The sequence below is a fragment of the Rhodoglobus vestalii genome (genome assembly GCF_006788895.1).
GTDB classification, from domain to species: Bacteria; Actinomycetota; Actinomycetes; order Actinomycetales; family Microbacteriaceae; genus Rhodoglobus; species Rhodoglobus vestalii.
In genome coordinates, this window is sequence record NZ_VFRA01000001.1 from 1,987,988 (window position 1) to 2,013,221 (window position 25,234).

The 25,234-nt window shown below is 59.5% G+C and carries 22 protein-coding genes; 19 read left to right on the forward strand and 3 right to left on the reverse strand.

Features of this window, described 5'->3' with window-relative positions; translation table 11 throughout:
- The first annotated feature begins 23 nt into the window (after positions 1-23).
- The gene (locus FB472_RS09750; RefSeq protein WP_141990739.1) at positions 24-3,905 is read left to right on the forward strand and encodes a DNA-directed RNA polymerase subunit beta'; all 3,882 of its coding nucleotides are present in this window, start codon (positions 24-26) and stop codon (positions 3,903-3,905) included.
- A gap of 164 nt (positions 3,906-4,069) precedes the next feature.
- Here FB472_RS09750 and FB472_RS09755 read toward each other — a convergent pair whose 3' ends face one another.
- Entirely contained in the window at positions 4,070-4,762 is a 693-nt protein-coding gene (locus tag FB472_RS09755) for a response regulator transcription factor (RefSeq protein ID WP_170192078.1), read from the reverse strand.
- Positions 4,763-4,943: 181 nt separating this feature from the next.
- Here FB472_RS09755 and FB472_RS09760 point away from each other — a divergent pair, with 181 nt between their 5' ends.
- Together FB472_RS09760 and FB472_RS09765 are read left to right on the forward strand one after the other, a co-directional pair.
- The gene (locus tag FB472_RS09760) at positions 4,944-5,387 is read left to right on the forward strand and encodes a hypothetical protein (RefSeq protein ID WP_141990740.1); all 444 of its coding nucleotides are present in this window, start codon (positions 4,944-4,946) and stop codon (positions 5,385-5,387) included.
- Positions 5,388-5,553: 166 nt separating this feature from the next.
- Positions 5,554-7,227 carry a GspE/PulE family protein gene (locus FB472_RS09765; RefSeq protein ID WP_141990741.1) on the forward strand — a complete coding sequence of 558 codons (1,674 nt, stop codon included), beginning with the start codon at positions 5,554-5,556 and terminating at the stop codon, positions 7,225-7,227.
- Between the two features lie 81 nt (positions 7,228-7,308).
- Here FB472_RS09765 and FB472_RS14050 read toward each other — a convergent pair whose 3' ends face one another.
- Positions 7,309-7,716 (reverse strand): hypothetical protein, encoded by a 408-nt coding sequence (locus tag FB472_RS14050; protein ID WP_170192000.1) that lies wholly within the window; start codon positions 7,714-7,716, stop codon positions 7,309-7,311.
- Here FB472_RS14050 and FB472_RS09770 point away from each other — a divergent pair.
- The 15 genes from FB472_RS09770 (at position 7,688) to tuf (ending at position 22,741) form a co-directional block, all read left to right on the forward strand.
- Positions 7,688-9,076: a type IV pilus twitching motility protein PilT gene (locus FB472_RS09770; protein WP_246078174.1), complete on the forward strand. Its 1,389-nt coding sequence runs from the start codon at positions 7,688-7,690 to the stop codon at positions 9,074-9,076. The genes FB472_RS14050 and FB472_RS09770 overlap by 29 nt on opposite strands.
- Complete coding sequence (locus tag FB472_RS09775; protein WP_141990742.1) at positions 9,076-10,308, forward strand: type II secretion system F family protein; 1,233 nt, start codon at positions 9,076-9,078, stop codon at positions 10,306-10,308. Before FB472_RS09770 ends, FB472_RS09775 begins: the two co-directional genes overlap by 1 nt.
- Before the next feature lie 149 nt (positions 10,309-10,457).
- Positions 10,458-10,892, forward strand: a complete 435-nt coding sequence (locus FB472_RS14575) for a prepilin-type N-terminal cleavage/methylation domain-containing protein (protein ID WP_141990743.1) — start codon at positions 10,458-10,460, stop codon at positions 10,890-10,892.
- Between the two features lie 118 nt (positions 10,893-11,010).
- Positions 11,011-11,688, forward strand: a complete 678-nt coding sequence (locus FB472_RS09785; protein ID WP_141990744.1) for a type IV pilus modification PilV family protein — start codon at positions 11,011-11,013, stop codon at positions 11,686-11,688.
- Positions 11,681-12,349 carry a PulJ/GspJ family protein gene (locus FB472_RS09790; protein WP_141990745.1) on the forward strand — a complete coding sequence of 223 codons (669 nt, stop codon included), beginning with the start codon at positions 11,681-11,683 and terminating at the stop codon, positions 12,347-12,349. The genes FB472_RS09785 and FB472_RS09790 overlap by 8 nt, the downstream gene beginning before the upstream one ends.
- Entirely contained in the window at positions 12,346-13,932 is a 1,587-nt protein-coding gene (locus tag FB472_RS09795) for an RICIN domain-containing protein (RefSeq protein WP_141990746.1), read from the forward strand. Before FB472_RS09790 ends, FB472_RS09795 begins: the two co-directional genes overlap by 4 nt.
- Positions 13,929-14,759, forward strand: coding sequence for a prepilin peptidase (locus tag FB472_RS09800; RefSeq protein WP_141990747.1), 831 nt, complete (start codon positions 13,929-13,931; stop codon positions 14,757-14,759). Before FB472_RS09795 ends, FB472_RS09800 begins: the two co-directional genes overlap by 4 nt.
- Before the next feature lie 27 nt (positions 14,760-14,786).
- Positions 14,787-15,827, forward strand: coding sequence for a type IV pilus assembly protein PilM (pilM, locus tag FB472_RS09805; RefSeq protein ID WP_141990748.1), 1,041 nt, complete (start codon positions 14,787-14,789; stop codon positions 15,825-15,827).
- On the forward strand, positions 15,824-16,549 hold the full coding sequence (locus FB472_RS09810) for a hypothetical protein (protein WP_141990749.1): 726 nt from the start codon (positions 15,824-15,826) through the stop codon (positions 16,547-16,549). The genes pilM and FB472_RS09810 overlap by 4 nt, the downstream gene beginning before the upstream one ends.
- On the forward strand, positions 16,546-17,208 hold the full coding sequence (locus FB472_RS09815; protein ID WP_141990750.1) for a hypothetical protein: 663 nt from the start codon (positions 16,546-16,548) through the stop codon (positions 17,206-17,208). Before FB472_RS09810 ends, FB472_RS09815 begins: the two co-directional genes overlap by 4 nt.
- A 76-nt stretch (positions 17,209-17,284) precedes the next feature.
- Positions 17,285-18,082 (forward strand): ribonuclease E domain-containing protein, encoded by a 798-nt coding sequence (locus FB472_RS09820; RefSeq protein ID WP_141990751.1) that lies wholly within the window; start codon positions 17,285-17,287, stop codon positions 18,080-18,082.
- Positions 18,083-18,389: 307 nt separating this feature from the next.
- A complete protein-coding gene (rpsL, locus tag FB472_RS09825) occupies positions 18,390-18,764 on the forward strand; it encodes a 30S ribosomal protein S12 (RefSeq protein ID WP_009773141.1) in 375 nt (124 codons plus the stop codon).
- On the forward strand, positions 18,764-19,234 hold the full coding sequence (rpsG, locus tag FB472_RS09830) for a 30S ribosomal protein S7 (protein WP_010203848.1): 471 nt from the start codon (positions 18,764-18,766) through the stop codon (positions 19,232-19,234). The genes rpsL and rpsG overlap by 1 nt, the downstream gene beginning before the upstream one ends.
- A gap of 89 nt (positions 19,235-19,323) precedes the next feature.
- Positions 19,324-21,438, forward strand: coding sequence for an elongation factor G (gene fusA, locus FB472_RS09835; RefSeq protein WP_141990752.1), 2,115 nt, complete (start codon positions 19,324-19,326; stop codon positions 21,436-21,438).
- 109 nt (positions 21,439-21,547) lie between these two features.
- Entirely contained in the window at positions 21,548-22,741 is a 1,194-nt protein-coding gene (tuf, locus tag FB472_RS09840) for an elongation factor Tu (RefSeq protein ID WP_021809332.1), read from the forward strand.
- A gap of 67 nt (positions 22,742-22,808) precedes the next feature.
- On the opposite strand, the gene FB472_RS09845 is transcribed toward tuf, so the two are convergent.
- Entirely contained in the window at positions 22,809-23,576 is a 768-nt protein-coding gene (locus tag FB472_RS09845; protein ID WP_141990753.1) for an IclR family transcriptional regulator, read from the reverse strand.
- 79 nt (positions 23,577-23,655) lie between these two features.
- Here FB472_RS09845 and hutH point away from each other — a divergent pair, with 79 nt between their 5' ends.
- Entirely contained in the window at positions 23,656-25,200 is a 1,545-nt protein-coding gene (hutH, locus tag FB472_RS09850) for a histidine ammonia-lyase (RefSeq protein ID WP_141990754.1), read from the forward strand.
- The last annotated feature ends 34 nt before the right edge of the window (positions 25,201-25,234 follow it).

The window sequence follows — 25,234 nt, forward strand, 5'->3', positions numbered from 1 at the left end:
GAACTTTCGAAGAGAGAAGATAAATGCTCGACGTTCACGCGTTTGATGAAATCAAGATCGGTCTCGCTACCGCCGACGACATTCGTCGCTGGTCACACGGTGAGGTTAAGAAGCCTGAGACGATCAACTACCGCACACTCAAGCCGGAGAAAGATGGTCTGTTCGGTGAACAGATCTTCGGACCTTCCCGCGACTGGGAGTGCTCCTGTGGCAAGTACAAGCGAGTGCGCTTCAAGGGCATCGTTTGTGAGCGCTGTGGTGTTGAAGTAACCAAGTCGGCTGTGCGCCGTGAGCGCATGGGTCACATTGAGCTTGCCGCTCCCGTTACCCACATCTGGTACTTCAAGGGTGTTCCGAGTCGCCTCGGTTACCTCCTTGACATGGCACCGAAAGACCTCGAAAAGGTCATCTATTTCGCCGCTTACATGATCATTTCGGTCGACGAAGAGGGCCGTCACGCTGACCTGCCCGCGCTTGAAAACGAGATCCGTCTCGAAATCAAGACGCTTGAGGGCCAGCGCGATTCCCGCATCGCGGAGCGCTTGACCAAGTTCGAGGAAGACCTCGCCGCCCTAGAAGAAGAGGGTGCCAAGGCCGACCAGAAGCGTCGCGTCAAGGATGCAGCTGAGAAAGAGATGAATCAGCTGCGCAAGTCCATCGACGAGCAGATCTCACAGCTCGAGCGCGTCTGGGACGACTTCCGCAGCCTCAAGATCGGTGACCTCAAGCCTGAGGATTCCGTCTTCCAGGAACTGCAGGACCGTTTCGGCAGCTACTTTGAGGCATTCATGGGCGCTGAAGCAATTCAGAAGCGCCTGCAAGCCTTCGACCTCGCACTCGAGAGTGTTGAACTGCACGATCAGATCGCCAACGGCAAGGGTCAGAAGAAGATCCGCGCCATCAAGCGACTGCGCGTGGTCAACTCCTTCCTGCAGACCGGCAACTCCCCGGCGGCGATGGTACTGGATGTTGTTCCGGTTATTCCTCCGGAGCTGCGCCCGATGGTTCAGTTGGATGGTGGCCGCTTTGCGACCTCCGACCTCAACGACCTCTACCGTCGTGTGATCAACCGCAACAACCGTCTGCGTCGACTCCTTGACCTCGGTGCTCCCGAGATCATCGTCAACAACGAGAAGCGCATGCTTCAGGAAGCCGTTGACGCACTCTTCGACAACGGTCGTCGCGGTCGTCCCGTTACCGGTACCGGCAACCGTGCCCTCAAGTCTCTGAGCGACATGCTTAAGGGTAAGCAGGGTCGTTTCCGTCAGAACCTGCTCGGAAAGCGCGTTGACTACTCGGGTCGTTCAGTGATCATCGTTGGACCGCAGCTTCGCCTGCACCAGTGTGGTTTGCCCAAGCAGATGGCCCTTGAACTCTTCAAGCCCTTTGTTATCAAGCGTCTGATCGACCTCAGCCACGCCCAGAACATCAAGAGCGCCAAGCGCATGGTTGAGCGTGCACGTCCGCAGGTCTGGGATGTGCTCGAGGAGATCATCCGTGAGCGCCCTGTGCTGCTGAACCGTGCACCAACCCTGCACCGTTTGGGTATTCAGGCATTCGAACCGCAGCTCGTTGAGGGTAAAGCCATTCAGCTTCACCCCCTCGTCTGTGCTGCCTTCAACGCAGACTTCGATGGTGACCAGATGGCTGTTCACCTTCCGCTGTCGGTCGAAGCGCAGGCTGAAGCTCGCGTACTGATGCTCGCAAGCAACAACATCCTCAAGCCGTCTGACGGTCGCCCGGTGACCCTGCCCACGCAGGACATGATCATCGGTCTGCACCACCTGACCACGCTGAAGGAAGAAGTTGCTGGTGAGGGCCGCGCGTTCTCGTCGGTCGCAGAAGCGATTCTTGCGTTTGACCAGCACTCGCTCGATCTCAACGCCAAGGTTCGCATCCGTCTCGACAATGTGTACCTCTCTGATGACGATGCCCCTGAGGGCTTCGTTCAGGGCCAGTCCAAGCTCATGGAGACGACCCTGGGTCGCGCCCTCTTCAACGAGGCTCTCCCCGCCGACTACCCGTACATTGAGGCAGTTGCTGACAAGGGCCAGATCTCGGCCATCGTCAACGACCTTGCTGAGCGGTACGTGAAGGTGGATGTTGCTGCAGCTCTTGACGCGATCAAGGATGCTGGCTTCCACTGGGCAACCCGCTCCGGGGTAACCGTCGCGCTGTCTGACATTGTGACGCCGCCGAACAAGCCCGAGATCATCGGACGCTATGAGAAGTTGGCCGCGAAGGTTCAGGGCCAGTTCGAGAAGGGACTCACGACCGACGCCGAGCGTCGCCAGGAGCTCATCGAGATCTGGAACAAGGCAACCTCAGAGGTTGCCACTGCCATGCAGTCGAACTTCCGTGCAGACAACAACATCAACCGTATGGTGTCGTCGGGTGCTCGTGGTAACTGGATGCAGGTTCGTCAGATCGCCGGTATGCGTGGTCTGGTATCGAACCCGAAGGGTGAGATCATCCCTCGCCCGATCGTCCACTCCTACAAGGAGGGCCTGACCGTAGCCGAGTACTTCATCTCGACTCACGGTGCTCGTAAGGGGTTGGCTGACACCGCGCTGCGCACGGCAGACTCCGGGTACCTCACGCGTCGACTCGTTGACGTGTCGCAGGATGTCATCATTCGTGAAGACAACTGTGGCACCGGCAAGGGCCTCGACATGCCAATCGCAGCCCAAAACGCGGATGGCAAGTGGATTCTCGACGACAACGTTGAGAACTCGGTCTATGCGCGCAGTCTCGCCGCCGATGCCACCAACAATAAGGGCACCGTTATGGCCTCGGCTGGTGCTGATGTCGGAGACGTTCTGCTCGAGAAGCTGATCACGGCTGGCGTTCACAGCATCAAGGTTCGTTCGGTTCTGACGTGCGAGTCTGCTGTCGGCGTGTGTGCGGTGTGTTACGGCCGCTCACTGGCAACGGGACTGCTCGTTGACATCGGCGAGGCTGTCGGAATCATTGCCGCCCAGTCGATCGGTGAGCCCGGTACCCAGCTGACCATGCGTACCTTCCACACCGGTGGTGTTGCTTCGGCAGATGACATTACGCAGGGTCTTCCCCGCGTGACGGAACTCTTCGAAGCTCGTACCCCCAAGGGTGCAAGCCCCATCGCCGAAGCAGCGGGTCGTGTCACGATCGAAGACACCGATCGCAGTCGGAAGCTGATCCTCACCCCAGACAATGGTGACGAGCCCATCGCTTACCCGATCCTTCGTCGTGCGACCCTCCTCATTGAGGATGGCGAGCATGTTGAACTCGGCAAGCAGCTGCATGTCGGAAACGTTGACCCGAAGGAAGTTCTTCGTGTTCGCGGTGTCCGTGCCGTTCAGCAGCACCTCGTCGATGGTGTTCAGGGTGTCTACCGCTCGCAGGGTGTCCCGATTCACGACAAGCACATTGAGGTCATCGTTCGTCAGATGCTCCGCAAGGTGACTGTTGTTGACCACGGTGACACCGGTCTGCTCCCGGGTGAGCTCGTTGACCGCTCCAAGTACAACGACCTCAACCGGTCGGTGCTTACCGAGGGCAAGGCAACGGCATCCGCTCGTCAGGAAATCTTGGGTATCACCAAGGCGTCACTGGCAACCGAGTCGTGGCTGTCAGCCGCGTCGTTCCAGGAGACCACCCGCGTTCTTACGCAGGCGGCCATGGAAGGCAAGTCTGACCCGCTCATGGGGCTCAAGGAGAACGTCATCATCGGTAAGCTCATCCCGGCTGGTACGGGATTGGCTCGCTACCGCGATGTGTCGGTCGAGGCAACGGAAGAGGCGAAAGCCGAACGTTACCCCAACCGCATCTTCGCTGATGATGCCAACCTCAGCGAGAGCGACTTGAGCTTTGTCGACTTCGACAGTTTCAGTTCAAACGACTCAACACCGGGAACCTACAACTAGGTAGTCTCGGCGTCACCCTCGGGTGATACCACCGAAGGGCCCCTCGTCACTGCGACGAGGGGCCCTTCGTCGTTAGTGGGGCAGCTCCGCCTCAAGCTCCGCCTCGAGTTCGGCGCGAAAGTACTTCTGCCCATCGGTAACCTGGGCGGCAGGGTCGCTCATCATCAGGGTGGGGGAAGGATGCCGTCTTCAACGGCGCGCTTATAGAGGTCGACTTTGGTGTGTGCAGGCCGGCCCACCATCGCGTATTTGTAGCGGATTCGGCGAACGTACTCGGCGACGGTGCTCGACGAGAGCCCGACCCGGTGAGCGACCGCGATCGATTTATCGCCGGAGGCATAGTGGGCGAGAACTTCTTGTTCTTTCGGGCTCAGGCCTGCGGCCGCCAGCTCGGGGTCGGAGTCGAGCGCTGCGGCCCAGTCAGTTGTCGCGACCGGGTTGCCCCGTGCGGCCTCTCGTACGGCGTCGATGATGACGTCGCGGGGTTCAGATTTGCGCACGATTCCCAGCACGCCGGTGCGGGAGGCGGCGCGCACTTCAGCCGCGTTGTCAGCGCTGGTGAAGACGAGCACATTGATTCCCTGTTCGCGCAGGGCCAGCACGTTCTCAGCGATGGTGCTGCCGTCTGAGAGTCGAACATCGAGAACAACAAGATCGAGCTGGTTGGCCAAATTGCTCGCATCGCTCAGTTCGCTCGCGCCTGTCAATTCGTTTAGCTCACGAACGCTCGCCACTGAGGCCACGATAGCGATGTCTGCACACTGCGAGAGCAGTGCTGCGAAGCCCAGCTGCACCGTCTCGTGGTCATCAACATGGGCCACGCGATAGATGCGCAGGTCGTTGTCGTGATTGGTCAATCGTGTCCCCGCTCGGATCAGGGTGCAAGCGTTTGCGTCAGAGATTCCCCTGATGTATGACTACCGTACCGGAACAGCGCGTCTGCCCCCCAAACGGGTGTCATTCATAGTAACGACTGCCGCCCAGACCGGCATGGTGCGAGCATCAATTAGGTCATATCGATCACGGGGTGGAGGGTTTGTGAACAATCACGCCGTTTCTGATCTCATCGGATGCTCCCTCCAGCGCTGGTATCGCTCTGTAGCCGAGTGGTCTGGGCCCTCGGGTGGCACCGCTGAGGGGTGCATAGAGTGTCGAGCATCCGATTTCGCCGCCTTCGACCGCCTCGGGCAGTGGCCGCACGAACTAGTGCACTGCCTCGTTGACACCCTCGAGCAGGCGACACGGCACTTGGCGATTTCACTGCACGAAGATCAGCACGGTTCCATTCAGGGAAATCACACTCGGGCACCGTGTTCGCACTGTGTCGACGACGCTAGGTCGACGGTAGCGGCGGCGGCAGCTGATCACACGCGGGATCTCATTGACGTGGTGACTGAGTGCGTGCTGCCCAGATTGGCTGTCTATGTGGAGCTGAACGCGGATCTGGTCATCAGCGCTGTCACGCACGGTGACTGGGATTAGTGACAGCCTGTTGCATTCTTGAGCGCTCTTTCCCGGCGGGCGGGTGCCCCCTTATTGCGGGACTACTAGAGTCTGTCCGTGACGGCTACCGTTAGATTCTGATGCTGCGTGTCTCGGACCGCTCGTGTTAACAGAAGCATCGTGATCGAGCGGGGAGGCACGGATCGTGGCAACGTTAACTGAAATCCTTATTATTCGCGGGCTTATCCCGATCGAGACCCTTGATACTTTCAGCGGGATGCCGCTTGAAGATGAGCCAAAGCTTCTCACTCTCGTAGAAGAGGGCACGATCACGTACGGCCAGATCGCTTCCGCTCGTGCTGCCCAGGCAGAGCTCCCGTTTGTTGAGCTGCAGGATTACCCGATCGATCGGGCGGCGGTTGCCCTTGTGCCGGCGGCTCTCTGTCGGCGCTGCGAGGTTCTTCCGATTTCTATTTCTGGCGATCTGCTGACGGTCGCCGTGGCTAACCCCGGCGACGTTGTCACTCTTGATGACCTGCGGGCGGCGACGAAGATGCACATCAGCCCGGTTGTCGCCGAGCGCCAAGATCTGCGAAATGCAATCAACCGCGTCATCCGCTCCGATGGCGAGTTGAGCGAGCTCAGCTCGGTGCTCAAAGAGGAGACTTCGACCCCGGGAAATGATATTGTTCCGGCTCAAGAGGCAGCAGAAGATGACGCGCCCATTGTGCGGTTCGTGAACCTTCTCATCAGTCAGGCTATCCAGGACCGCGCATCAGATATCCACATTGAGCCGGCTGAGGACGGTATGAATGTTCGGTACCGCATCGACGGCGTGCTTCACCAGATGCAGAAGGCGCCGCGACAAATTCAGAACGGTGTCATTTCTCGACTCAAGATCATGAGCGACATCGATATTTCTGAGCGTCGTAAGCCTCAGGATGGTCGGCTCTCGGTCATCCATTCTGGGCGCAAAATCGACTTGCGGGTGGCGACGCTGCCGACGGTGTGGGGCGAAAAAGTTGTTATGCGAATTCTTGATAGTTCGAGTTCGTCGATGAGCCTCAATGATCTGAATCTTTTGCAACGAAACTTTGATGCCTACCGTTCGGCATACACCAAGCCGTACGGCATGATCTTGGTCACGGGCCCGACGGGTTCGGGAAAGTCGACGACACTGTATTCGACTCTTCACACGGTTGCGAAGCCCGAACTGAATGTGATCACGGTTGAAGACCCGGTGGAGTACCGCATGGCGGGAATCAACCAGGTGCAGGTGAATCCCAAAGCTGGTCTCACGTTTGCTAGTGCTCTGCGCTCTATCTTGCGTTCCGACCCGGATGTGGTGCTGATCGGTGAGATCCGTGACCACGAGACGGCGCAGATCGCTATCGAAGCGTCGCTCACGGGCCACCTCGTGCTCTCTACCCTGCACACTAACGATGCCCCCAGTGCTATTACCCGTCTGATCGAGATGGATATTGAGCCCTTTTTGGTGGGGTCAGCAATCGACTGTGTTGTGGCTCAGCGTCTTGCGCGCAGGCTCTGCGAGCGGTGCAAGGAGACGTTCACCGCCGAGGTTGGCCAGATGCTCAGTTTGCGGGTTGGCTTTGATCCTGAGCGTCACGCTTTGCCCACTCTGCACCGTCCGGTGGGATGCTCGTCGTGTTCGGGCACTGGTTACCGCGGTCGGGTTGCGGTGCACGAGGTCATGTTGGTCTCGGAGGAGATTGAGCGTTTGGCGGTTCAGCGCGCTTCGAGCGCCGAAATTTCGAAGGTCGCGATTTCGCAGGGAATGTTGACGCTCCGACAGGATGGCTGGATGAAGGTTCAGCTTGGTTTCACGTCGATCGAAGAAGTTCTTCGGGTTGTTGCGTGATGCTGCGCTCGACACGATTGCGCTTGAGACTATGGGGGAAAATATGAGCCAGGATCAACCGGGGCACGCAGATTCAGGCGTCTACGATCTGGATTCAGATGTGCCGCCGTCACCGTCGCCGGGTTTCTCGTCCGAGTCGCCCGGAGTGAATTTCTCGCCACCGCCTCTGGTTCCGCCGTCGGCTGCCCCGACTATGCCGCCGCCCACAACGGCTCCGGCTGGTGACGCGGAGGGCTCTGGGCTGTTTGCTCCCTTTGAGGAGACGTCGCGCCGATCACAACGACGCGACACGGCAGGTTTCGCTGCTGCACCACCGCCGACCGCTGCATCGGCGGGCGGCTCAACTCCCACCGCGCCGCCCCCGACGGCTGCGCCACCGGCATCACCGCCGCCGACTATGGCCGCTCCGGGTTCGGCCCAGACACCTCCAGCGCCGATGGATTTCCCGACGGCGCCGCCGGTGGCATCGCCGGGGCCAGACTGGGGCAAGTTCCTGGACCCACCGCCGGAGCCCGATCCCGTTCCCGAGACGGCACCAGCACCGCAGTCCCCACCGACCCAGCAGGCACCAACCCAGCAAGCACCGCCCCAGCGGGCGTCAGCGGAACCGTCGCCGCTGTTCACCGCTGATCCTCCGCGGGCGCGGCCGTCGTTTGCTGAGCGTGCGGCGCGTGCGGCGGCGGAGTCTGCTGGCGGCGCCGATGCCGCTCCGGCTGAGCCTCGGGTTTTTTCTGATCTTTCTGGCGATAGCGATCTGCTGGCGGCTCTCGACCATGTTGTGTCGGTCGGCGGTTCTGATTTGCATGTCACGGTTGATGCGACTCCGTCTATCCGGTTGCACGGTTCCCTGTCTCCGCTTCCGGGGATTGCTCCGTGGGATGGCGACAAGACCCGCACGGCGCTGCACAGCATCATGACTGGTGAGCAGCGGGAAATCTTTGAGAAAGAGCTTGAGCTCGATTTTGCGTACACGTTGTCGGATGATGCCCGTTTTCGGGTGAACATCTACCAGCAGCGCGGTTTCATGGGTGCGGCTTTCCGTCTCATCCCGACCGATATTAAGCCGCTGAGTGAGTTGGGTGTTCCGGATACGATCGCCCGCTTTGCTCGCCTTTCGCGTGGTCTTGTGCTGGTCACGGGCCCAACGGGTTCGGGTAAGTCCACGACTCTGGCGTCGGTGATCGACCTGGTCAATCAGGAGCGTGCCGACCACATTGTGACGGTGGAGGATCCGATTGAGTTCTTGCACGAAAACAAGCGCTCGCTCATCAACCAGCGCGAGGTCGGCAACGACACCCACTCGTTCGCTTCGGCCCTGAAGCATGTGCTGCGTCAGGACCCGGATGTCATCCTGATCGGTGAGCTTCGAGATTTGGAAACAATTTCGGTGGCGCTCACGGCGGCAGAGACCGGGCATCTGGTGTTTGCGACGCTGCACACGCAGTCTGCCGCGCAAACCATTGACCGGGTTATCGATGTGTTCCCGCCGCACCAGCAGGGTCAGGTGCGGGCGCAGTTGGCCGCCACCCTGCAGGGTGTTGTTTGTCAGACGCTGGTGAAGAGTGCTGATGGCAAGGGCCGGTGTGTGGCCACTGAGGTGATGGTTGCTACTCCCGCTATCGGAAACCTTATTCGCGAGGGCAAGACCTACCAGGTGCCGTCGGCGATGCAGGCTGGTCGCGAGTTGGGGATGCACACGATGGATCAGCATCTGGCCGATCTGGTGAATGCGGGAAAGATTGAGCGGCAGGATGCGATGGAGAAGGCTCAGAACCGTGATGAGTTAACTCAGCTCATTCGCCGGGATAGTTCCATTTCTCAGGATTCGACACGGATGGGGAGCAACTAATGGCTGACGTCAAAACTTTTGCTTATACTTCGCGCAATTCGGCGGGAAAGTTGGTTAAGGGAAAGGTTGAGGCGGCGAATCAGCCGACCGCGATGACGCGGCTGCGCACGATGGGGTTGTCTCCGATTTCGATCGAAGAGTCTGCCGCCTCTACAGGGTTGAACCGCGAAATTAATATCCCGGGGTTGACGACTAAGAATGTTGGCCTGAAGGATTTGGCGATTATGAGCCGCCAGATGGCCACCATGATTGCGGCGGGTCTTTCGTTGATGAAGACTTTGACAATTCTTGAGGGTCAGACGGAGAACAAGAAGCTTGCCGAAACATTGGGCCTGGTGCGTTCGGATGTTGAGCGTGGGTCGTCGTTTTCCGAGAGCCTGGGTAAGCACCCGCTCATTTTCCCTCGTTTGATGATCTATCTGGTTCGGGCGGGTGAAGCGGGCGGGTTTCTCGATGGTGCGCTCGTTTCGGTGGCAGATAGCCTTGAGTCGGATGTGAAACTGCGGGCGACGATTAAGTCGGCGATGACATACCCGATCGCAGTTCTCTTGATGGCGGTTGCCGCGGTGATTGTCATGCTGGTGTTCATTGTGCCTATCTTCGAGGACATGTTCGACAGCTTGGGCGGCAAACTGCCGGCGCCAACTCAATTTTTGGTCATCATGTCGGCCAATATGATCTGGATCATTCCAGTCGTTCTGGTCGGCACGATCGCGTTCAGCGTGTGGTGGCGGGCAAATAAGCACACGGATGCGGTGCGCCGCGTTGTTGATCCTTTCAAGTTGAAAGCGCCTGTCTTTGGTCAGCTCTTCACGAAGGTTGCCATTGCACGATTTAGCCGCAACTTCTCGGCGATGATCGGTGCGGGTGTGCCCATTCTGCAGTCGCTGAGCATTGTGGGTGAGACTTCGGGTAACTGGGTTATTGAGCAGGCTTTGGTGAAGGTTCAGGACTCTGTGCGGCTCGGCAATTCGATTGCGGCGCCATTGGCCACGGAACCGGTGTTCCCGTCAATGGTGGTGCAGATGATTGCGGTGGGGGAGGACTCCGGTGCGCTGGAGGTGATGCTCACGAAGGTTGCTGATTTCTATGACGAAGAGGTGCAGGCCACGGCGGAAGCGTTGACGTCGCTGATCGAGCCGCTCATGATTGCCGTCATCGGCACGATCATTGGCGGAATGATTGTGGCGCTCTATATGCCCATTTTCACGATTACGCAGCAGATTCAGTAGGCGAGCCCACCCCGTTCAGGGGTCACAGCCGCTGTCCACGTGCCCTGTTTGTGGGATTACGCGGCTGATCGCAACCCGACACTATAGAGGCGGGGGCAGTTCACCGGGGCAGCCTGATAGCACTCACAACAATCAGACAGGACATTCTCATGCTCGTTCGACTCAACAAGGCGTTGGTTTCGCACCACCGCAACGGCAGCAAAGACGACCAGAAGGGCTTCACGCTCATTGAGCTGCTCGTCGTCATCATCATCATCGGAATTCTCGCGGCAATCGCGATTCCCGTATTCCTGAACCAGCGCACCAGCGCATGGAAGGCATCCGTAGCCAACGACCTCAAAAACGCAGCAATCGTCGTAGAGACGTACGGCACAAACAACAATGGTTCGTACGCGTCATTTGATCAGAGCGCTGCGAATATTCAAATTACGGACGGCAACCAAATTAAGGTGACCGCAAACGCTAACGACTACATCATCGAAGGAAGCAACGGCAACGTATCGCCTGGATTCCAGACGTACGACAGCGATGGTGGGGGGCTCCAAGATTGGTCGGACACCGGCGCGGCTATTGTGACCCCGTAGCAACTTCGTAAAACGGGTTCGCACCCGTCGGATGCGGGGCTCGATAACTCGGGTCCCGCATTCGTACTATCCGACCCAACTGTTTAGATAGCATCCGAGGAAGCCGGAGGGGACCGCGGTGAAGCACCTTAACCGCCTTGTGTCGAGCGATCGCGACACCGACCGCGGTATGACCCTCATCGAGGTGGTTGTCGCCATCAGCCTCATCGGCATCATTGCGACGGCCGCTATCTCCCTCACGATCACGAGCATCGCTTCCATTACTACCCAGCAGCGCAGCCAGGTTGCGATCGCTCTTGCCAGCAACGCTATGGAGACGGTGACCGCGCACACTCTCAGCTTTAACCCCGACAGCGGCGAGAGTCGCATCTACGACGGGCGCGCTGAGGCGGCAGTGGTGGCCGCGTGGACTTCACTTGCCGGATTTCCGGGAACCGACTCGACCTACCCTGTCTGGGACTCTTCCGTGCTTCCCGTTTCGGCACCAGATATTCCGATTGATACGGCGAACCCGACAAACGACCCGACGCCGCCGCCGACTCTCAACGGCACCGAATACCGTGTGCGAACACTGATCGGCGCCTGCTACCAGCCCAATGCCGGGGGAGACTGTGCGCGCCTCACCGGCGAGGCCACTCCGCCAGTGACCGAGCCGGCCGGCTACAGCAAGCTCATTCGCGTAGTTGTGGTGGTCAGTTGGACTGCGGGCGGGGAGTGCGCCGTCACTGCGTGCACCTACCAAACCAGCACCCTGCTCGATGTGCACCAAGACTTGAAATGGAAAGTCAATGGTTGAGCACAGCACCGAATCGGAGGACCCAGACGACAGCGGTTTCACCCTAACCGAGCTCATCGTCTCCGTCGGCGTCTTTACGCTGTTCATGGCAATGATGGTTTCCACGGTGGTGGTTCTGTCGCACGGAGCAACCCGCACTCAACTTGTTGGCCAGTCCACCAATTCGGCCATCACCATGTTTGGGGCTCTTGACCGTCAAGTCCGCTACTCCGACGCCATCAACTATCCCGGCGCCGGGGTATCAGGCAACCGTTATGTAGAATTTCGAACCCCGGCGGAGAGCACGGTGTCGCAAGTCATTCCCCTGTGCACCCAGTGGAAGTTTGACCCGACAGCGTCGACCATTAGTTCGCGGTCCTGGAACGACACTCCCAGCTCGACCGCAACCCCGTGGGTGCTTCGTATCAGCAATGTCATTGATGACCAGACGGCATCAGACCCTTACCCCTTCCGCCTGATGCCCGCCGGGACCACCGGCTCAGCACTTCAACAACTTGACGTGAAACTCCATGCCGGCAATGAAGCCCGGGATGAGGGAGTCGAGTTCACGAGCTCCTTCGTCGCCCGCAACAGTTCGATTCGTTCCGAAAGCAACGCCGACTTCAACGCTGACCAAGTCAGCGACACCCCGGTCTGCGTACGAGCAGGGAGCAGAGCATGATCCGTCTAGCCAAACTTTTCACCGCACTGCGCGATCGAACCCGCACCAATGGTGCTGCCGAGAGCGGGGTGGCAATGCTCACCGCCATCTTCTTCATGGTCATCATTGCCGGGCTCTCAGTGGTGCTCCTCAGCGTCACACTGTCACAGTCGGCACCCGGCTTCACCGCCCAAAAGAGCACTAAAACGATTTACTCCGCTCAGGCGGGGCTGCAAGCAGCCCTTGGCGTGATGCGCACCGCCGCAGACGATACAAGTCCCGTGGATGAGGTTGTCGGCGACATAGAAAAGCTTCCGTGCACCATGACCGGCAGTGTCGATGGCATCGCCTCGGGCACGTCCTACGCCGTTGCCGTGCAGTACTTCACCACAGACCCCACCGGTAAGGGAACAACGTGGCGGGACAATAATGATGGTCACTCGTGCGTCAATGGCGCCGGCCCCGTCATGGACGTCGCCGACTCCAGCATTCGCCCACGGTTCGCCTTCATCCGCTCCACCGGCGTCGGCGTGACTCTCCCAGGCCAGGACGCGACGGTCGGCAACCGAAGCTTGTCGGCGATCTACAAGTTCAAAGTGAATAACGCAAACATCGCCGGTGGTTTGATGTACACGGCGGGTCGCAGTCACTGTCTCCAGGCAATGTCGGCCACCGCCGGTTCAACAATTCGGTATAAAGCCGCGGGATCATGTACTGACCCCGATAGAGAACTCTGGATTTATTCCACCGACTACCGTCTCCAGCTCGCAAGCACCACACGCAACGGTGCTCTCGGTTTGTGCATCACCGGGCCGGCGGTAGATGGGCAAGGAACTCAGAACGCCACCCTTCAGCCGTGCGCCCCGGGAAACGACCCCAGCCGCTGGAATCAACTGTGGAGTTGGACAAACAGTTGGCAGGGTCAAAGAGCGAATATCACCGGGGGGCTGAGCAACTATTGCCTTAGTGCTGGCCCTAGCCCCAACTATGCCAGTGGGCGAGTGCAAGTGCAGAAGGACAGCTGTGGGGCACGGTTCGATGCAACACCCCAGGTTGGTGCCGGCGCTGCCAGCAAAGCAACCAATCAGGTCGTCAATTATAAAGAATTCGGCCGCTGCCTTGACGTAACCGATGAGAGCATCACCAAGGCCTATATGATCTCCTACCCGTGTAAGCAGGCAGCAGGCGCGGCGAACCAGAGCATCAAATGGAACCACAAGTGGTTCTATGACGAACCGGCCGCGGGTCAGGCCAGTCTCGCCAACCAAGAAATTCGCATCTTCCTCAACGACAACAACCCCAGCGGTGAATATTGTTTCCAAGCTCCGATCTCTGGCGCGGGCGCCGACACCACCTTCGGCCGATGCGACGAATCAGCGCGACAGAAATGGGAGCGTGTCTATAACACCGGCGACTATGTCAGCAGCTATGTCTTTCTCGATTACCTGGGGCGCTGCCTTGTGACAGACCCCTCCAGTCTTCACGCCAGCCAGTACTCCAAGATTCGGGTAGCCGCCTGCAACGGTTCGCTTGAACAAAAATGGAATGCTCCACCGGTATATGTCGATTCCGATTTTGGTGGGTTCCGCGAGGTGAGTGAGTGAGTGCAGTTGCCATCGCGCTGGGCGTGTTTGGGCTTCTGATCGGTTCATTTCTCAACGTACTCATCTACCGGGTGCCGCTCGGCCGCTCTGTGGTGTCGCCACCCAGTTCGTGCCCCGGATGCTCGGCAGAAATCCGCCCGCAAGACAACATTCCCGTGCTCTCCTGGTTACTGCTGCGCGGCCGCTGCCGACACTGCAGCATGCCAATCTCGCGGCGCTATCCGGCAGTCGAGCTTGGCACCGGACTCTTCTTCTTCGCAGTCTCATGGCTCACCCTGCCCGCAGTCTTCGCTGCCGTCAGCGCACCGGCCACAGTGGCGGCCATCCTCGCCACTATTGCATCCCTCTATCTGGCCGCCGTCACTGTCGCCCTGACACTAATCGACATCGACGTGCACCGCCTGCCCAACGCGATCGTTCTGCCCAGCTACATCGTCGCGATCGTCCTACTCGGCGGAGCCAGCCTCCTGTCTGGTGATGGCGAAGCGGCACTGCGGGCACTCGCGGGAATGGTCGCGCTTGCCGCCGCGTACTACCTGATGGCACTCGCCTACCCCGGGGGGATGGGCCTCGGCGACGTCAAGCTCGCCGGCCTACTCGGGCTCTACCTCGGCTACAGCAGCTGGAGTGCGCTCGCGGTGGGGTCATTCGGGGCATTCATTCTCGGTGGAATATTTTCGATCATCCTTATCGCCACCCGCCGTGCAACCCGCAAAAGCGGGATACCATTTGGGCCATGGATGCTCGCAGGTGCCTGGGTCGGGCTTTCCGCCGGGCAAAATATCTGGGCGAGTTACCTGGGTCTATTCGGGCTCACGGCGATCTAGTCAAGGCAAAAACAAAGGGGAAAATAGATGGCTAGCACTATCGTCGGTGTAGATATCGGCGCCACCGGCATCCGCGGTGCAGAAGTCAGCGGTCCGTCCAACGCACGACCAACGCTGATGCGCTACGCCGAAGTGCCCCTCCCCGCCGGCGCCGTAATCAAGGGTGAAGTTATTGCGCCCGAACTCGTCGCCACCGCCCTCAAGAAGCTCTGGTCGGTTGGAGGCTTCGGATCGAAGCAGGTCGTTATGGGGGTGGGGGGCTCTCGAGTTATTGCGCGCGACGTCACCGTGCCCAAAGCACCGCTCAAGCTGATCCGAGAAATGCTGCCCCTTCACGTGCAAGAAGTTTTGCCGTTTCCCGCCAAAGATGCAGTGCTCGACTTCTACCCGATAAGCGACGGCGAAGATAACACCGTCAGCGGCCTCCTTGTTGCCGTACTCGAAACCACGGTCGCAAAAAACATGACAGCGGCCCGACTCTCAGGCCTCAAACCGGTCAATGTTGACCTCAACGCGTTCGCGCTCTCGCGAGTGAACTTCTGGAACCAGACCGGCAACGAAACCGTCGCCCTTGTTGACGTCGGCGCATCGACCACCACCGTGGTAGTTGCCACCGCCGGGGTGCCGAGCTTTGTGCGAATCATCCCCATTGGCGGCGACGAAGTCACCAACACCCTCGCGTCAAAGACCGCAATTGATCGTGATGCGGCCGAGCGAGTCAAACGCGGATTGGGCCTTGCCGCCGCCTCAACCGCCGAAGAACGTCTCGCCTCCGCCGCCATCTATGAAGCCACCGGGCAGCTCATTGTGAGCATCCGTGACACGCTCAACTATTTCGCAACCGTGCAACCGTCAATCATCGTCAGCAGGCTGGCAATCTCAGGTGGCGCATCGCGCCTGCGGGGCTTTCATGACGCCCTCGCCGAATACACGCGACTGCCGGTAGCAACACCCAACGTGCTTGCCGCACTCAACCTTCGCAAATCCGCCGAAAAGTCGATCGGATCGTTCGGAGCCGACGCATCACCCATCGTGGCCGTCGGACTCGCCCTGGGGGGTCAAGCATGAGCAAGAATAAAGACGCCGACGCCGACGCAGGCACCGGTACCAAACGCGCGGCGCAGTCGAAGACACAGTCGAAGGCGAAAACACTGGGGCTCGTGCTCGGCGGGATTCCCTCCGTTCGATTGCTGCCTCCAACGTTCGAGACCGACGCCAAATCACGACGCCTCCGCAGCAACCTCATTCTCGGCGTCATCGCGATCACAGTCACAGTTATCCTTGGCGCGGGTGCCGCACTATTAGCCCTCACGAACGCAACCATTCAGTTGGAATCTGAAGAGGCGCGCACCGGCCTCATTCGAGTCGAACAACAAAAATACGCCTCAGTGACCACCCTCGAAACGCAACAGCGAGACTTAGAAACAGCCCAGCAGCTCGCGGCCGCAGGCGAGATCCAATGGTCACCGTACCTCCAACTCGTTTCGGGAACGCTGCCCGCAGGAACATCAATCACCGCGATCGATGCAAGCCTCGTAGAACCCGACGATGTGTCAACAACGGTTCCACTGCTGACCGATCACATCGCTGTCATCGGGCTCACCGTTGATAGCCCACAAGCATCAGTTTCTGACTGGCTCGACGCAATGAAGACCCTCCCCGGGTTTGTCGACGCGACACCCGGAAACGTGGTGTTGGTGCCAGAAACAGGTCGCTACACCGTCGAGGTTGATCTTTTAGTCAACGAAGCAGCGCTCGCACTGCGCTTTGAGCCGGAGGAGACCGAATGAACCGCATAATCACCATCGCACTGGTGATCCTCATGGTTGCTATTCCGGCTCTTGGATGGCTGCAAGGAATTTCGCCGCTTCTCGACCAAGCGGCTCAGGCCGACGACGATCGCGAGAACGTTGAAGCGCTCAACGACATCAACGAGATTCGTGTCGCCGCGCTCAAAGAGAAGTTCGAGAATATTGACGAGCTCACGGCCCAGGTCGCAGCCCTTCGCACCTCAATACCCGAAGACTTCGGCATCCCGACCCTGCTCCGTCAGCTCAATACCTACAGCGCAGCCAATAATGTGACGCTCGTGAGTGTCACCGTGGGAGATGCGGAAGTATTCGTCGCCCCAGTGGCCCCCGTTGACCCCAATACCGCGCCGCCAGCTGAAGACGACGCGGCCGCGGAAGGAACGGATGCGGCTGCCCCGCCCGCCCCCACCGGCCCCACCTTCTACCAGACGCCCATTCAGATCGTCGTGACCGGCGGCTACGCCGAGGTAATGGCGTTTGCTGGCTCACTTCAGACCGGCCCGCGCCTCTATCTTGCTGACGGTCTCGCGGTCACACAGAATCCGGAAGGCTTCTCTGCGGTGATCAGCGGCACAGTCTTTGCGCTCCCGCCCTCGGGTGTCACCCCGACAACGGAAGAGCCCGCGGAGCAAGAATAGAAGGTAACGCTTGCGCTAGAGTTTCGGTAGCTCGGTAGACTGTCACCTTCAGTTGCCGGTAAAGGAGAAATCAGTCATGACCGATCCATCTGTAGACCGTAATAGCTCCGCTAAGAATCACGACAACATCGAGGATGCCGTAGTCGTCGACGAGACGCCCACCGACGTGGGCACCTCCAGCACTCCCACCACCTCCGCGCCGCTAGTGGAGCCATCGGCGGCGGCAACGCCTCCGGTCACAGCCGAACCGGTCGTCGAGTACGAACCCGCGATCGTCGCTGAGACCGAGCCTGACACCGACGCTACTACCACCACCGAATCCGGTGAGCCTCGGGTGGTGTATCTGACGGCACCCACGCCACCAAAGGTCTCGGGCAACCGTGGTTTTGGTGTGTTCATCGCCCTAGCCGCCACCCTCGTCTTTGCGATCATCTTTGCGATTGCGGTGGTGATCTTCAACGCTGCACAGTCCGGTCGTGTCGATCTCGCGTTCGTGCAGGCTCCCACGTTCTCTGTGCCGATCCTCTTCTTCCTCCTGGGCGCGATCGTGATCGCGCTGATTGTCAACCGGGCAGGATGGGCCGCACACGTATTCGCCAGCCTCATTGTCGGCCTCATTGTCTACTTCGGCACCATCGGTGTGCTCCTGCTCATCAATGGCGTCATCCAGAGCACCCCAGAGCAGGCACAGTTGCTGTTCACTCTGGCGCTCATTGATCCGCGGGTAATTGCCGGTGGTTTGATCGCCCGTGAAGTCTCGCTGTGGACGGGCGCTCTAGTCGCCAAGCGCGGGCGCAAGGTTACCGATCGCAACCGGGAATCGCGCGCCAAGTGGGAAGCTGAGCTCGCAGCGAAATCTGCTGACCGACACTAGTCACGATTGCCGAGCCTCTCGGCGTATTTCCTTACTGCGTGTGCGCTGTGACCATTTGACCCCGGCCGCTCCGGGGGGTTATTATTTCTGATGTGTGCGCTTTGTCGTGCGCGTGAATTGTTGCCGCTGGCACAAACCGCTGTGCGGAGCTCACGTGCCAGTCACTCCACACCACAGGGTTCAACCTTCCGGCTGGCCCCCACGGCATATCCACAAACCATCCGAACAATTCTGGTGGAGCGTGGGTCTAGATGAATGCTAACCATCACGACGCTGTCACCGTGCAGCAAAAACAAGGAGTTATTGAGTGCCCACCATTCAGCAGTTGGTGCGTAAGGGACGCACGCCAAAGGTCGTCAAGACCAAGGCCCCCGCCCTTAAGTCCAACCCGCAGCAGCGCGGCGTTTGCACGCGTGTTTATACGACCACCCCAAAGAAGCCAAACTCGGCGCTTCGCAAGGTCGCTCGTGTCAAGCTTTCCAACGGTACCGAGGTCACCGCATACATTCCCGGAGAAGGCCACAACCTTCAAGAGCACTCGATGGTGCTCATCCGTGGCGGACGTGTTAAAGACCTTCCTGGTGTCCGCTACAAGATCGTTCGCGGAGCGCTCGACACTCAGGCCGTTAAGAACCGTAAGCAGGCGCGTAGCCGCTACGGCGCGAAGAAGGATAAGAAGTAATGCCTCGTAAAGGACCAGCACCCAAGCGTCCCGTAGTCGCGGATCCGGTTTACGGCGCACCCATTGTCAGCCAGCTCGTCAACAAGATCCTTCTTGATGGCAAAAAGGGCCTCGCAGAGCGCATCGTTTACGGCGCACTCGCCGGCGTAACCGAGAAGACCGGCCAAGACGCCGTCGTCACGCTCAAGAAAGCACTCGACAACGTGCGCCCGACCCTAGAGGTCAAGTCGCGTCGTGTCGGTGGCTCGACCTACCAGGTTCCTGTTGAGGTCAAGTCGCACCGTGCAAACACTCTTGCACTGCGTTGGCTCACGAGCTACGCCAAGGGTCGTCGTGAAAAGACGATGACTGAGCGTCTCACCAACGAAATCTTGGATGCATCGAACGGACTTGGCGCCGCTGTAAAGCGTCGTGAAGACACCCACAAGATGGCCGAATCCAACAAGGCATTCGCACACTACCGCTGGTAGTAGCTACTCGTTGTGAGGCGAGTCAGGCACTGTCTGACTCGCCTCATTGCTGAGTTTCGTTCTTCACCAACAAACTTTCGGAGGAACCTGTGGCACAGGACGTGCTCACGGACCTAAAAAAGGTCCGCAACATTGGCATCATGGCTCACATCGATGCTGGCAAGACCACCACGACAGAGCGCATCCTGTACTACACGGGTGTAAACCACAAGATCGGTGAGACTCACGACGGCGCTTCGACCACAGACTGGATGGAGCAAGAGCAAGAGCGTGGCATCACGATCACCTCTGCCGCTGTGACGTGTTTCTGGGACAAAAACCAGATCAACATTATTGACACCCCCGGCCACGTTGACTTCACCGTCGAGGTGGAGCGTTCGCTCCGCGTTCTCGACGGTGCCGTTGCCGTGTTCGACGGTAAAGAGGGTGTGGAGCCGCAGTCGGAGACTGTATGGCGTCAGGCCGACAAGTACGACGTACCCCGCATCTGTTTCGTCAACAAGATGGACAAGATGGGTGCAGATTTTTACTACACCGTCGACACCATCGTTAAACGCCTCGGCGCACGCCCGCTGGTCCTTCAGCTGCCCATCGGGCTCGAGTCCGCATTTGAGGGCGTTGTTGACCTCGTCGAAATGCGTGCACTGACGTGGCGTGGAGACTCCAAGGGTGACGTCGAGATGGGCTCTAAGTACGCCATCGAAGAGATCCCAGAAGACCTCAAGGAGAAGGCTGCTCAATACCGCACCGCCCTCCTCGAAGTTGTTGCTGAGACCGATGACGCCATCATGGAACGCTATTTCGCCGGCGAAGAGATCACCGTTCCCGAGATCAAAGCTGCGATCCGTAAGCTCACCGTGAACAGCGAAATCTACCCGGTGCTGTGTGGTTCAGCGTTCAAGAACCGCGGCGTTCAGCCGATGCTTGACGCCGTTATTGACTACCTTCCCTCGCCTGTCGACGTGCCTCCGCTGGAAGCACACTCGCCTCGCGACGAAGAGAAGATCATCATCCGCAAGCCAGAGTCGACTGAGCCGTTCGCGGCTCTCGCCTTCAAGGTTGCCGTTCACCCCTTCTTTGGTCGCCTCACGTACATTCGCGTGTATTCGGGACGACTCGACTCCGGTGGGGCTGTAGCTAACTCGACCAAGGGCAAGAAGGAGCGCATTGGCAAGATCTTCCAGATGGCCGCCAACAAAGAAATTCCTGTCGACAGCGTCACCGCGGGTCACATCTACGCCGTCATCGGCCTCAAGGACACCACAACCGGTGACACCCTGTGTGACCTCAACGACCAGGTCGTACTTGAGTCGATGACGTTCCCCGACCCCGTGATCGAGGTAGCGATCGAGCCGAAGACGAAGGCCGACCAAGAGAAGCTGGGTATCGCTATCCAGAAGCTCGCCGAAGAAGACCCCACGTTCCGTACCGAACAGAACCAGGAAACTGGCCAGACGGTTATCAAGGGAATGGGTGAACTTCACCTCGACATCCTCGTAGACCGCATGAAGCGCGAATTCAACGTTGAAGCCAACGTCGGTAAGCCGCAGGTTGCGTACCGCGAAACGCTTCGTCGCGTTGTGGAGAAGCACGACTACACCCACAAGAAGCAGACGGGTGGATCGGGTCAATTCGCTAAGGTGCAGATCTCGCTTGAGCCGATGGAAGTCGAAGGCGACAAGGTTTACGAATTCGTGAACAAGGTCACTGGTGGGCGTATTCCCCGCGAATACATCAACTCGATTGACCAGGGTTTTCAGGCTTCGATGGGTGTCGGAGTTCTCGCAGGATTCCCCATGGTTGGCGTTAAGGGAATCATCCTCGATGGTGCCGCTCACGATGTTGATTCGTCAGAAATGGCGTTCAAGATTGCGGGCACGATGGCATTCAAAGAGGCCGCGCGCAAGGCCGACCCCGTTCTCCTCGAGCCGCTCATGGCGGTCGAGGTTCGTACTCCCGAGGAGTACATGGGAGATGTCATTGGTGACCTCAACAGTCGCCGCGGGCAGATCCAGTCCATGGAGGATGCGACCGGCGTTAAGGTCGTTCGCGCCCACGTACCGCTGTCGGAAATGTTCGGCTACGTCGGTGACTTGAGGTCGAAGACCTCGGGTCGCGCGGTGTACTCGATGACGTTCGACAGTTACTCTGAGGTTCCCCGTGCGGTAGCTGATGAGATTATTCAAAAGAACAAGGGCGAGTAATCGCCGCACTACCAGCGCGCAACTAACATAGATACACACCAACTTGCGAAACATTCGGCTGTGACAAGTCGCCGGATGCGGAGCAACTAAGTCCTGAGGAGGACCTACAGTGGCTAAGGCCAAGTTCGAGCGGACCAAGCCGCACGTAAACATCGGAACCATCGGTCACGTTGACCACGGAAAGACCACACTCACCGCAGCCATCTCGAAGGTACTTGCAGACAAGTTCCCCTCGTCGACTAACGTGCAGCGTGACTTCTCGTCGATTGACTCGGCTCCGGAAGAGCGTCAGCGCGGTATTACCATCAACATCTCGCACGTTGAGTACGAGACCCCCAAGCGCCACTACGCCCACGTAGACGCTCCGGGCCACGCCGACTACATCAAGAACATGATCACCGGTGCAGCTCAGATGGACGGTGCAATCCTCGTGGTTGCTGCGACCGACGGACCGATGGCTCAGACTCGCGAGCACGTTCTGCTCGCGAAGCAGGTTGGTGTTCCTTACCTGCTCGTAGCACTCAACAAGTCCGACATGGTTGACGACGAAGAGATCCTTGAGCTCGTTGAGCTCGAGGTTCGCGAACTCCTCTCCAGCCAGGGCTTCGATGGCGACAACGTTCCTGTTGTTCGCGTATCTGGACTCAAGGCTCTTGAGGGCGACGAGAAGTGGACCCAGTCCATCCTTGACCTCATGGTTGCTGTTGACGAGAACGTTCCTGACCCCATCCGCGACAAGGACAAGCCGTTCTTGATGCCGGTTGAAGACGTCTTCACGATCACCGGTCGTGGAACCGTTGTTACGGGTCGCGCCGAGCGTGGAACTCTCGCCATCAACTCCGACATCGAGATTGTGGGAATCCGTCCGACCCAGAAGACCACGGTCACTGGTATCGAGATGTTCCACAAGCAGCTCGACGAGGCGTGGGCCGGCGAGAACTGTGGTCTGCTGCTTCGTGGAACGAAGCGTGAAGATGTAGAGCGTGGCCAGGTTGTTGTTAAGCCTGGTTCCGTTACTCCTCACACCAACTTCGAGGGAACCGCATACATCCTTTCCAAGGATGAGGGTGGGCGTCACAACCCGTTCTATGCGAACTACCGTCCGCAGTTCTACTTCCGCACCACCGACGTCACCGGCGTCATCACGTTGCCCGAGGGCACCGAGATGGTTATGCCCGGCGACACCACTGACATGACCGTTGAGCTCATTCAGCCCATCGCCATGGAAGAGGGCCTCGGCTTCGCTATCCGTGAGGGTGGCCGCACCGTAGGTGCCGGTAAGGTAACCAAGGTTCTGGCGTAACTCCAGCACTCATTACGACAGAGGGTCGAGCCGAAAGGCTCGGCCCTCTGTCGGTTAACGGGGCTGACTAGCTGGTGCGTCCGGTGAGCCGGGCCGTGAGTGCGCGGGCGGCGGCGACGGTCGCGGCACCGAGCTCATCCCAGAGATTCTCAACGGCATCCGCCCTAAAGGTGAGGCCAATAGCGGCCGAGGGGTGACCGTTGCGATCAAAGGATGCCGCCCCCACGGAGGCGTAGTCGGTGGTCACGTCACCGATCTCCATCGCCCACCCACGTTCTCGCGTGGCGGTGAGCAGTTGGCTCAGCTCCGGGAGTGTTTGGGGGCCTGCGGAGTGGCGACGCGTGAGCGAACTTCGTGTGGGGTAGATGGCGCGCACTTGAGGCGCGGTCAGTTGGGCGAGCATTGCTCTCCCGGTGGCGGTGAGGTGTGCTGGCAATCGCACTCCGACGGCGGATACTGTCGTCGGTGCTCGGGAGCCTTGAACGCGCGCCGCGTAGCTGACTTCGCCACCGCTCAGCACAGCAAGGTGGGCCACCACCGGGATGGGTGCTTGGCTTGCCAGGCTGTGCATGAGGGTGGTGGCCAGCCGCGACAGGCGTTCGTTGCGCACAGCCGAGGAGCCAATCTCAGAGACGAGTGAACTGAGACCGTAGGTACGATCCTCCGGGTAGTGCACGACAAAACCTTCATCGATCATCACCGCCAGCAGTTGGTAGACGGATGACCGTGGAAGGGTCAGCTCGCGCGCGAGGCTTGATGCCTGCACGGGTCCGGGCCGGGAGGCGAGGTGTCGAAGCACCGCCATGGTGTTGCGGGCCGCCGGGATCTCAGTCACGCCGCTCCTGTCTGGTATTTCAGACACCATATCGCGAAAGCCCCTCGCGGGGGAAGAGTGAAGAGCGTTCACTGGGAGCATGAACTTTGACCCAGCTGCAAACGTCACCATCGGCGTCGGCCCCCTAAGCATTCATGACGTCGTTGCCGTAGCGAGGTATGGCGCGCCAGTGCACCTTGACCCCGCAGCGTACGAAGCGATCTCAGCATCCCGTGCCGTTGTCGAGGCACTGGCCGACGATGTTCGACCACACTACGGAGTCTCCACCGGTTTCGGCGCCCTCGCCACCAAACACATCGCCCCCGAACAGCGTGTGCAACTTCAGCGCTCGCTCGTGCGCAGTCACGCAGCGAGTTCGGGCGCAGAAATGGACGCCGAAGTCGTTCGCGCAACCATGTTGCTTCGCCTCTCCACAATGGCAACCGGGCGCACCGGAGTTCGACCAGTTGTGGCCGAAACCTATGCCGCACTGCTCAATGCGGGCATCACACCGATCGTCGGCGAATACGGAAGCCTCGGCTGTTCCGGCGACCTCGCGCCGCTCGCCCACTGCGCACTGGCCGCCATGGGCGAAGGAGACGTGCGGGTTGCCGGCGAACTGATGTCGGCATCCGCCGCATTACGGGCAGCGGGCATTGAACCGGTGGTGCTGCACGAAAAAGAAGGTCTCGCCCTCATCAACGGCACCGACGGAATGCTCGGGATGCTGTCGCTGGCAATCACCGACCTCTCGACACTGCTCACCACCGCCGACCTCGCCGCCGCGATGAGTGTTGAGGGCCTAGCCGGCACCGATCGCGTGTTCGCTGATGACCTGCAGCAGCTTCGGCCACATCCCGGGCAAGCACACTCGGCAGCCAACATGCGCGCGGTACTGCGCGGATCTGGCGCGATCGCGGCCCACACCACTACCGGTTTCACCCGGGTACAGGATGCGTACTCACTGCGCTGTGCACCCCAGGTTCACGGCGCCGCTCGCGACACCGTTGACCACACCATTCTGGTGGCCAATCGCGAGCTGGCCAGCGCCATCGACAACCCGGTCGTCACGCTCGATGGGCGGCTGGAATCGAACGGCAACTTCCATGGGGCACCGGTCGGCTATGCGCTCGACTTTCTGGCCATTGTCAGTGCGGATGTCGCCAGCATGAGCGAGCGCCGCACCGACCGCTTTCTTGACAGCAACCGCAACGGTGGGCTCAATGCGTTCCTCGCCGGTGACCCCGGGGTTGACTCGGGGCACATGATTGCGCAGTACACGCAGGCGGGCATCGTCAGTGAGCTGAAGCGACTGGCTGCTCCAGCATCCGTCGACTCCATTCCCACCAGTGCCATGCAAGAAGACCACGTATCGATGGGCTGGAGTGCTGGGCTGAAACTGCGTCGAAGTGTCGATGGACTTTCGCGCGTCGTTGCGATCGAGCTTCTGACGGCGGCTCGCGGGATTGAGATGCGGGGAGAGGGGCAGTCACCCGTCTCTGAAGCCGTCATCACGGCAATTCGCGAGCGCGTGCCCGGGGTCGGCCCCGACCGCTACCTCGCACCGGATATTGCCGCCGCCGTCGAACTCGTTCAGTCCGGTGCCCTGTTGGCCGCGGCCAGAACCGTCACCGAACTTCACTAGCAACCGACTTTTACCCGTCAACGAATTTCACAAG

What these genes read in the sequence shown, in the direction of transcription:
- FB472_RS09750 (WP_141990739.1), top strand. Translation starts at nt 24, where the DNA reads ATGCTCGACGTTCACGCGTTTGATGAAATCAAGATCGGTCTCGCTACC.
- FB472_RS09775 (WP_141990742.1), top strand. Translation starts at nt 9,076, where the DNA reads ATGGCTGACGTCAAAACTTTTGCTTATACTTCGCGCAATTCGGCGGGA.
- FB472_RS14575 (WP_141990743.1), top strand. Translation starts at nt 10,458, where the DNA reads ATGCTCGTTCGACTCAACAAGGCGTTGGTTTCGCACCACCGCAACGGC.
- FB472_RS09790 (WP_141990745.1), top strand. Translation starts at nt 11,681, where the DNA reads ATGGTTGAGCACAGCACCGAATCGGAGGACCCAGACGACAGCGGTTTC.
- FB472_RS09795 (WP_141990746.1), top strand. Translation starts at nt 12,346, where the DNA reads ATGATCCGTCTAGCCAAACTTTTCACCGCACTGCGCGATCGAACCCGC.
- pilM (WP_141990748.1), top strand. Translation starts at nt 14,787, where the DNA reads ATGGCTAGCACTATCGTCGGTGTAGATATCGGCGCCACCGGCATCCGC.
- FB472_RS09810 (WP_141990749.1), top strand. Translation starts at nt 15,824, where the DNA reads ATGAGCAAGAATAAAGACGCCGACGCCGACGCAGGCACCGGTACCAAA.
- FB472_RS09815 (WP_141990750.1), top strand. Translation starts at nt 16,546, where the DNA reads ATGAACCGCATAATCACCATCGCACTGGTGATCCTCATGGTTGCTATT.
- FB472_RS09820 (WP_141990751.1), top strand. Translation starts at nt 17,285, where the DNA reads ATGACCGATCCATCTGTAGACCGTAATAGCTCCGCTAAGAATCACGAC.
- rpsG (WP_010203848.1), top strand. Translation starts at nt 18,764, where the DNA reads ATGCCTCGTAAAGGACCAGCACCCAAGCGTCCCGTAGTCGCGGATCCG.
- hutH (WP_141990754.1), top strand. Translation starts at nt 23,656, where the DNA reads ATGAACTTTGACCCAGCTGCAAACGTCACCATCGGCGTCGGCCCCCTA.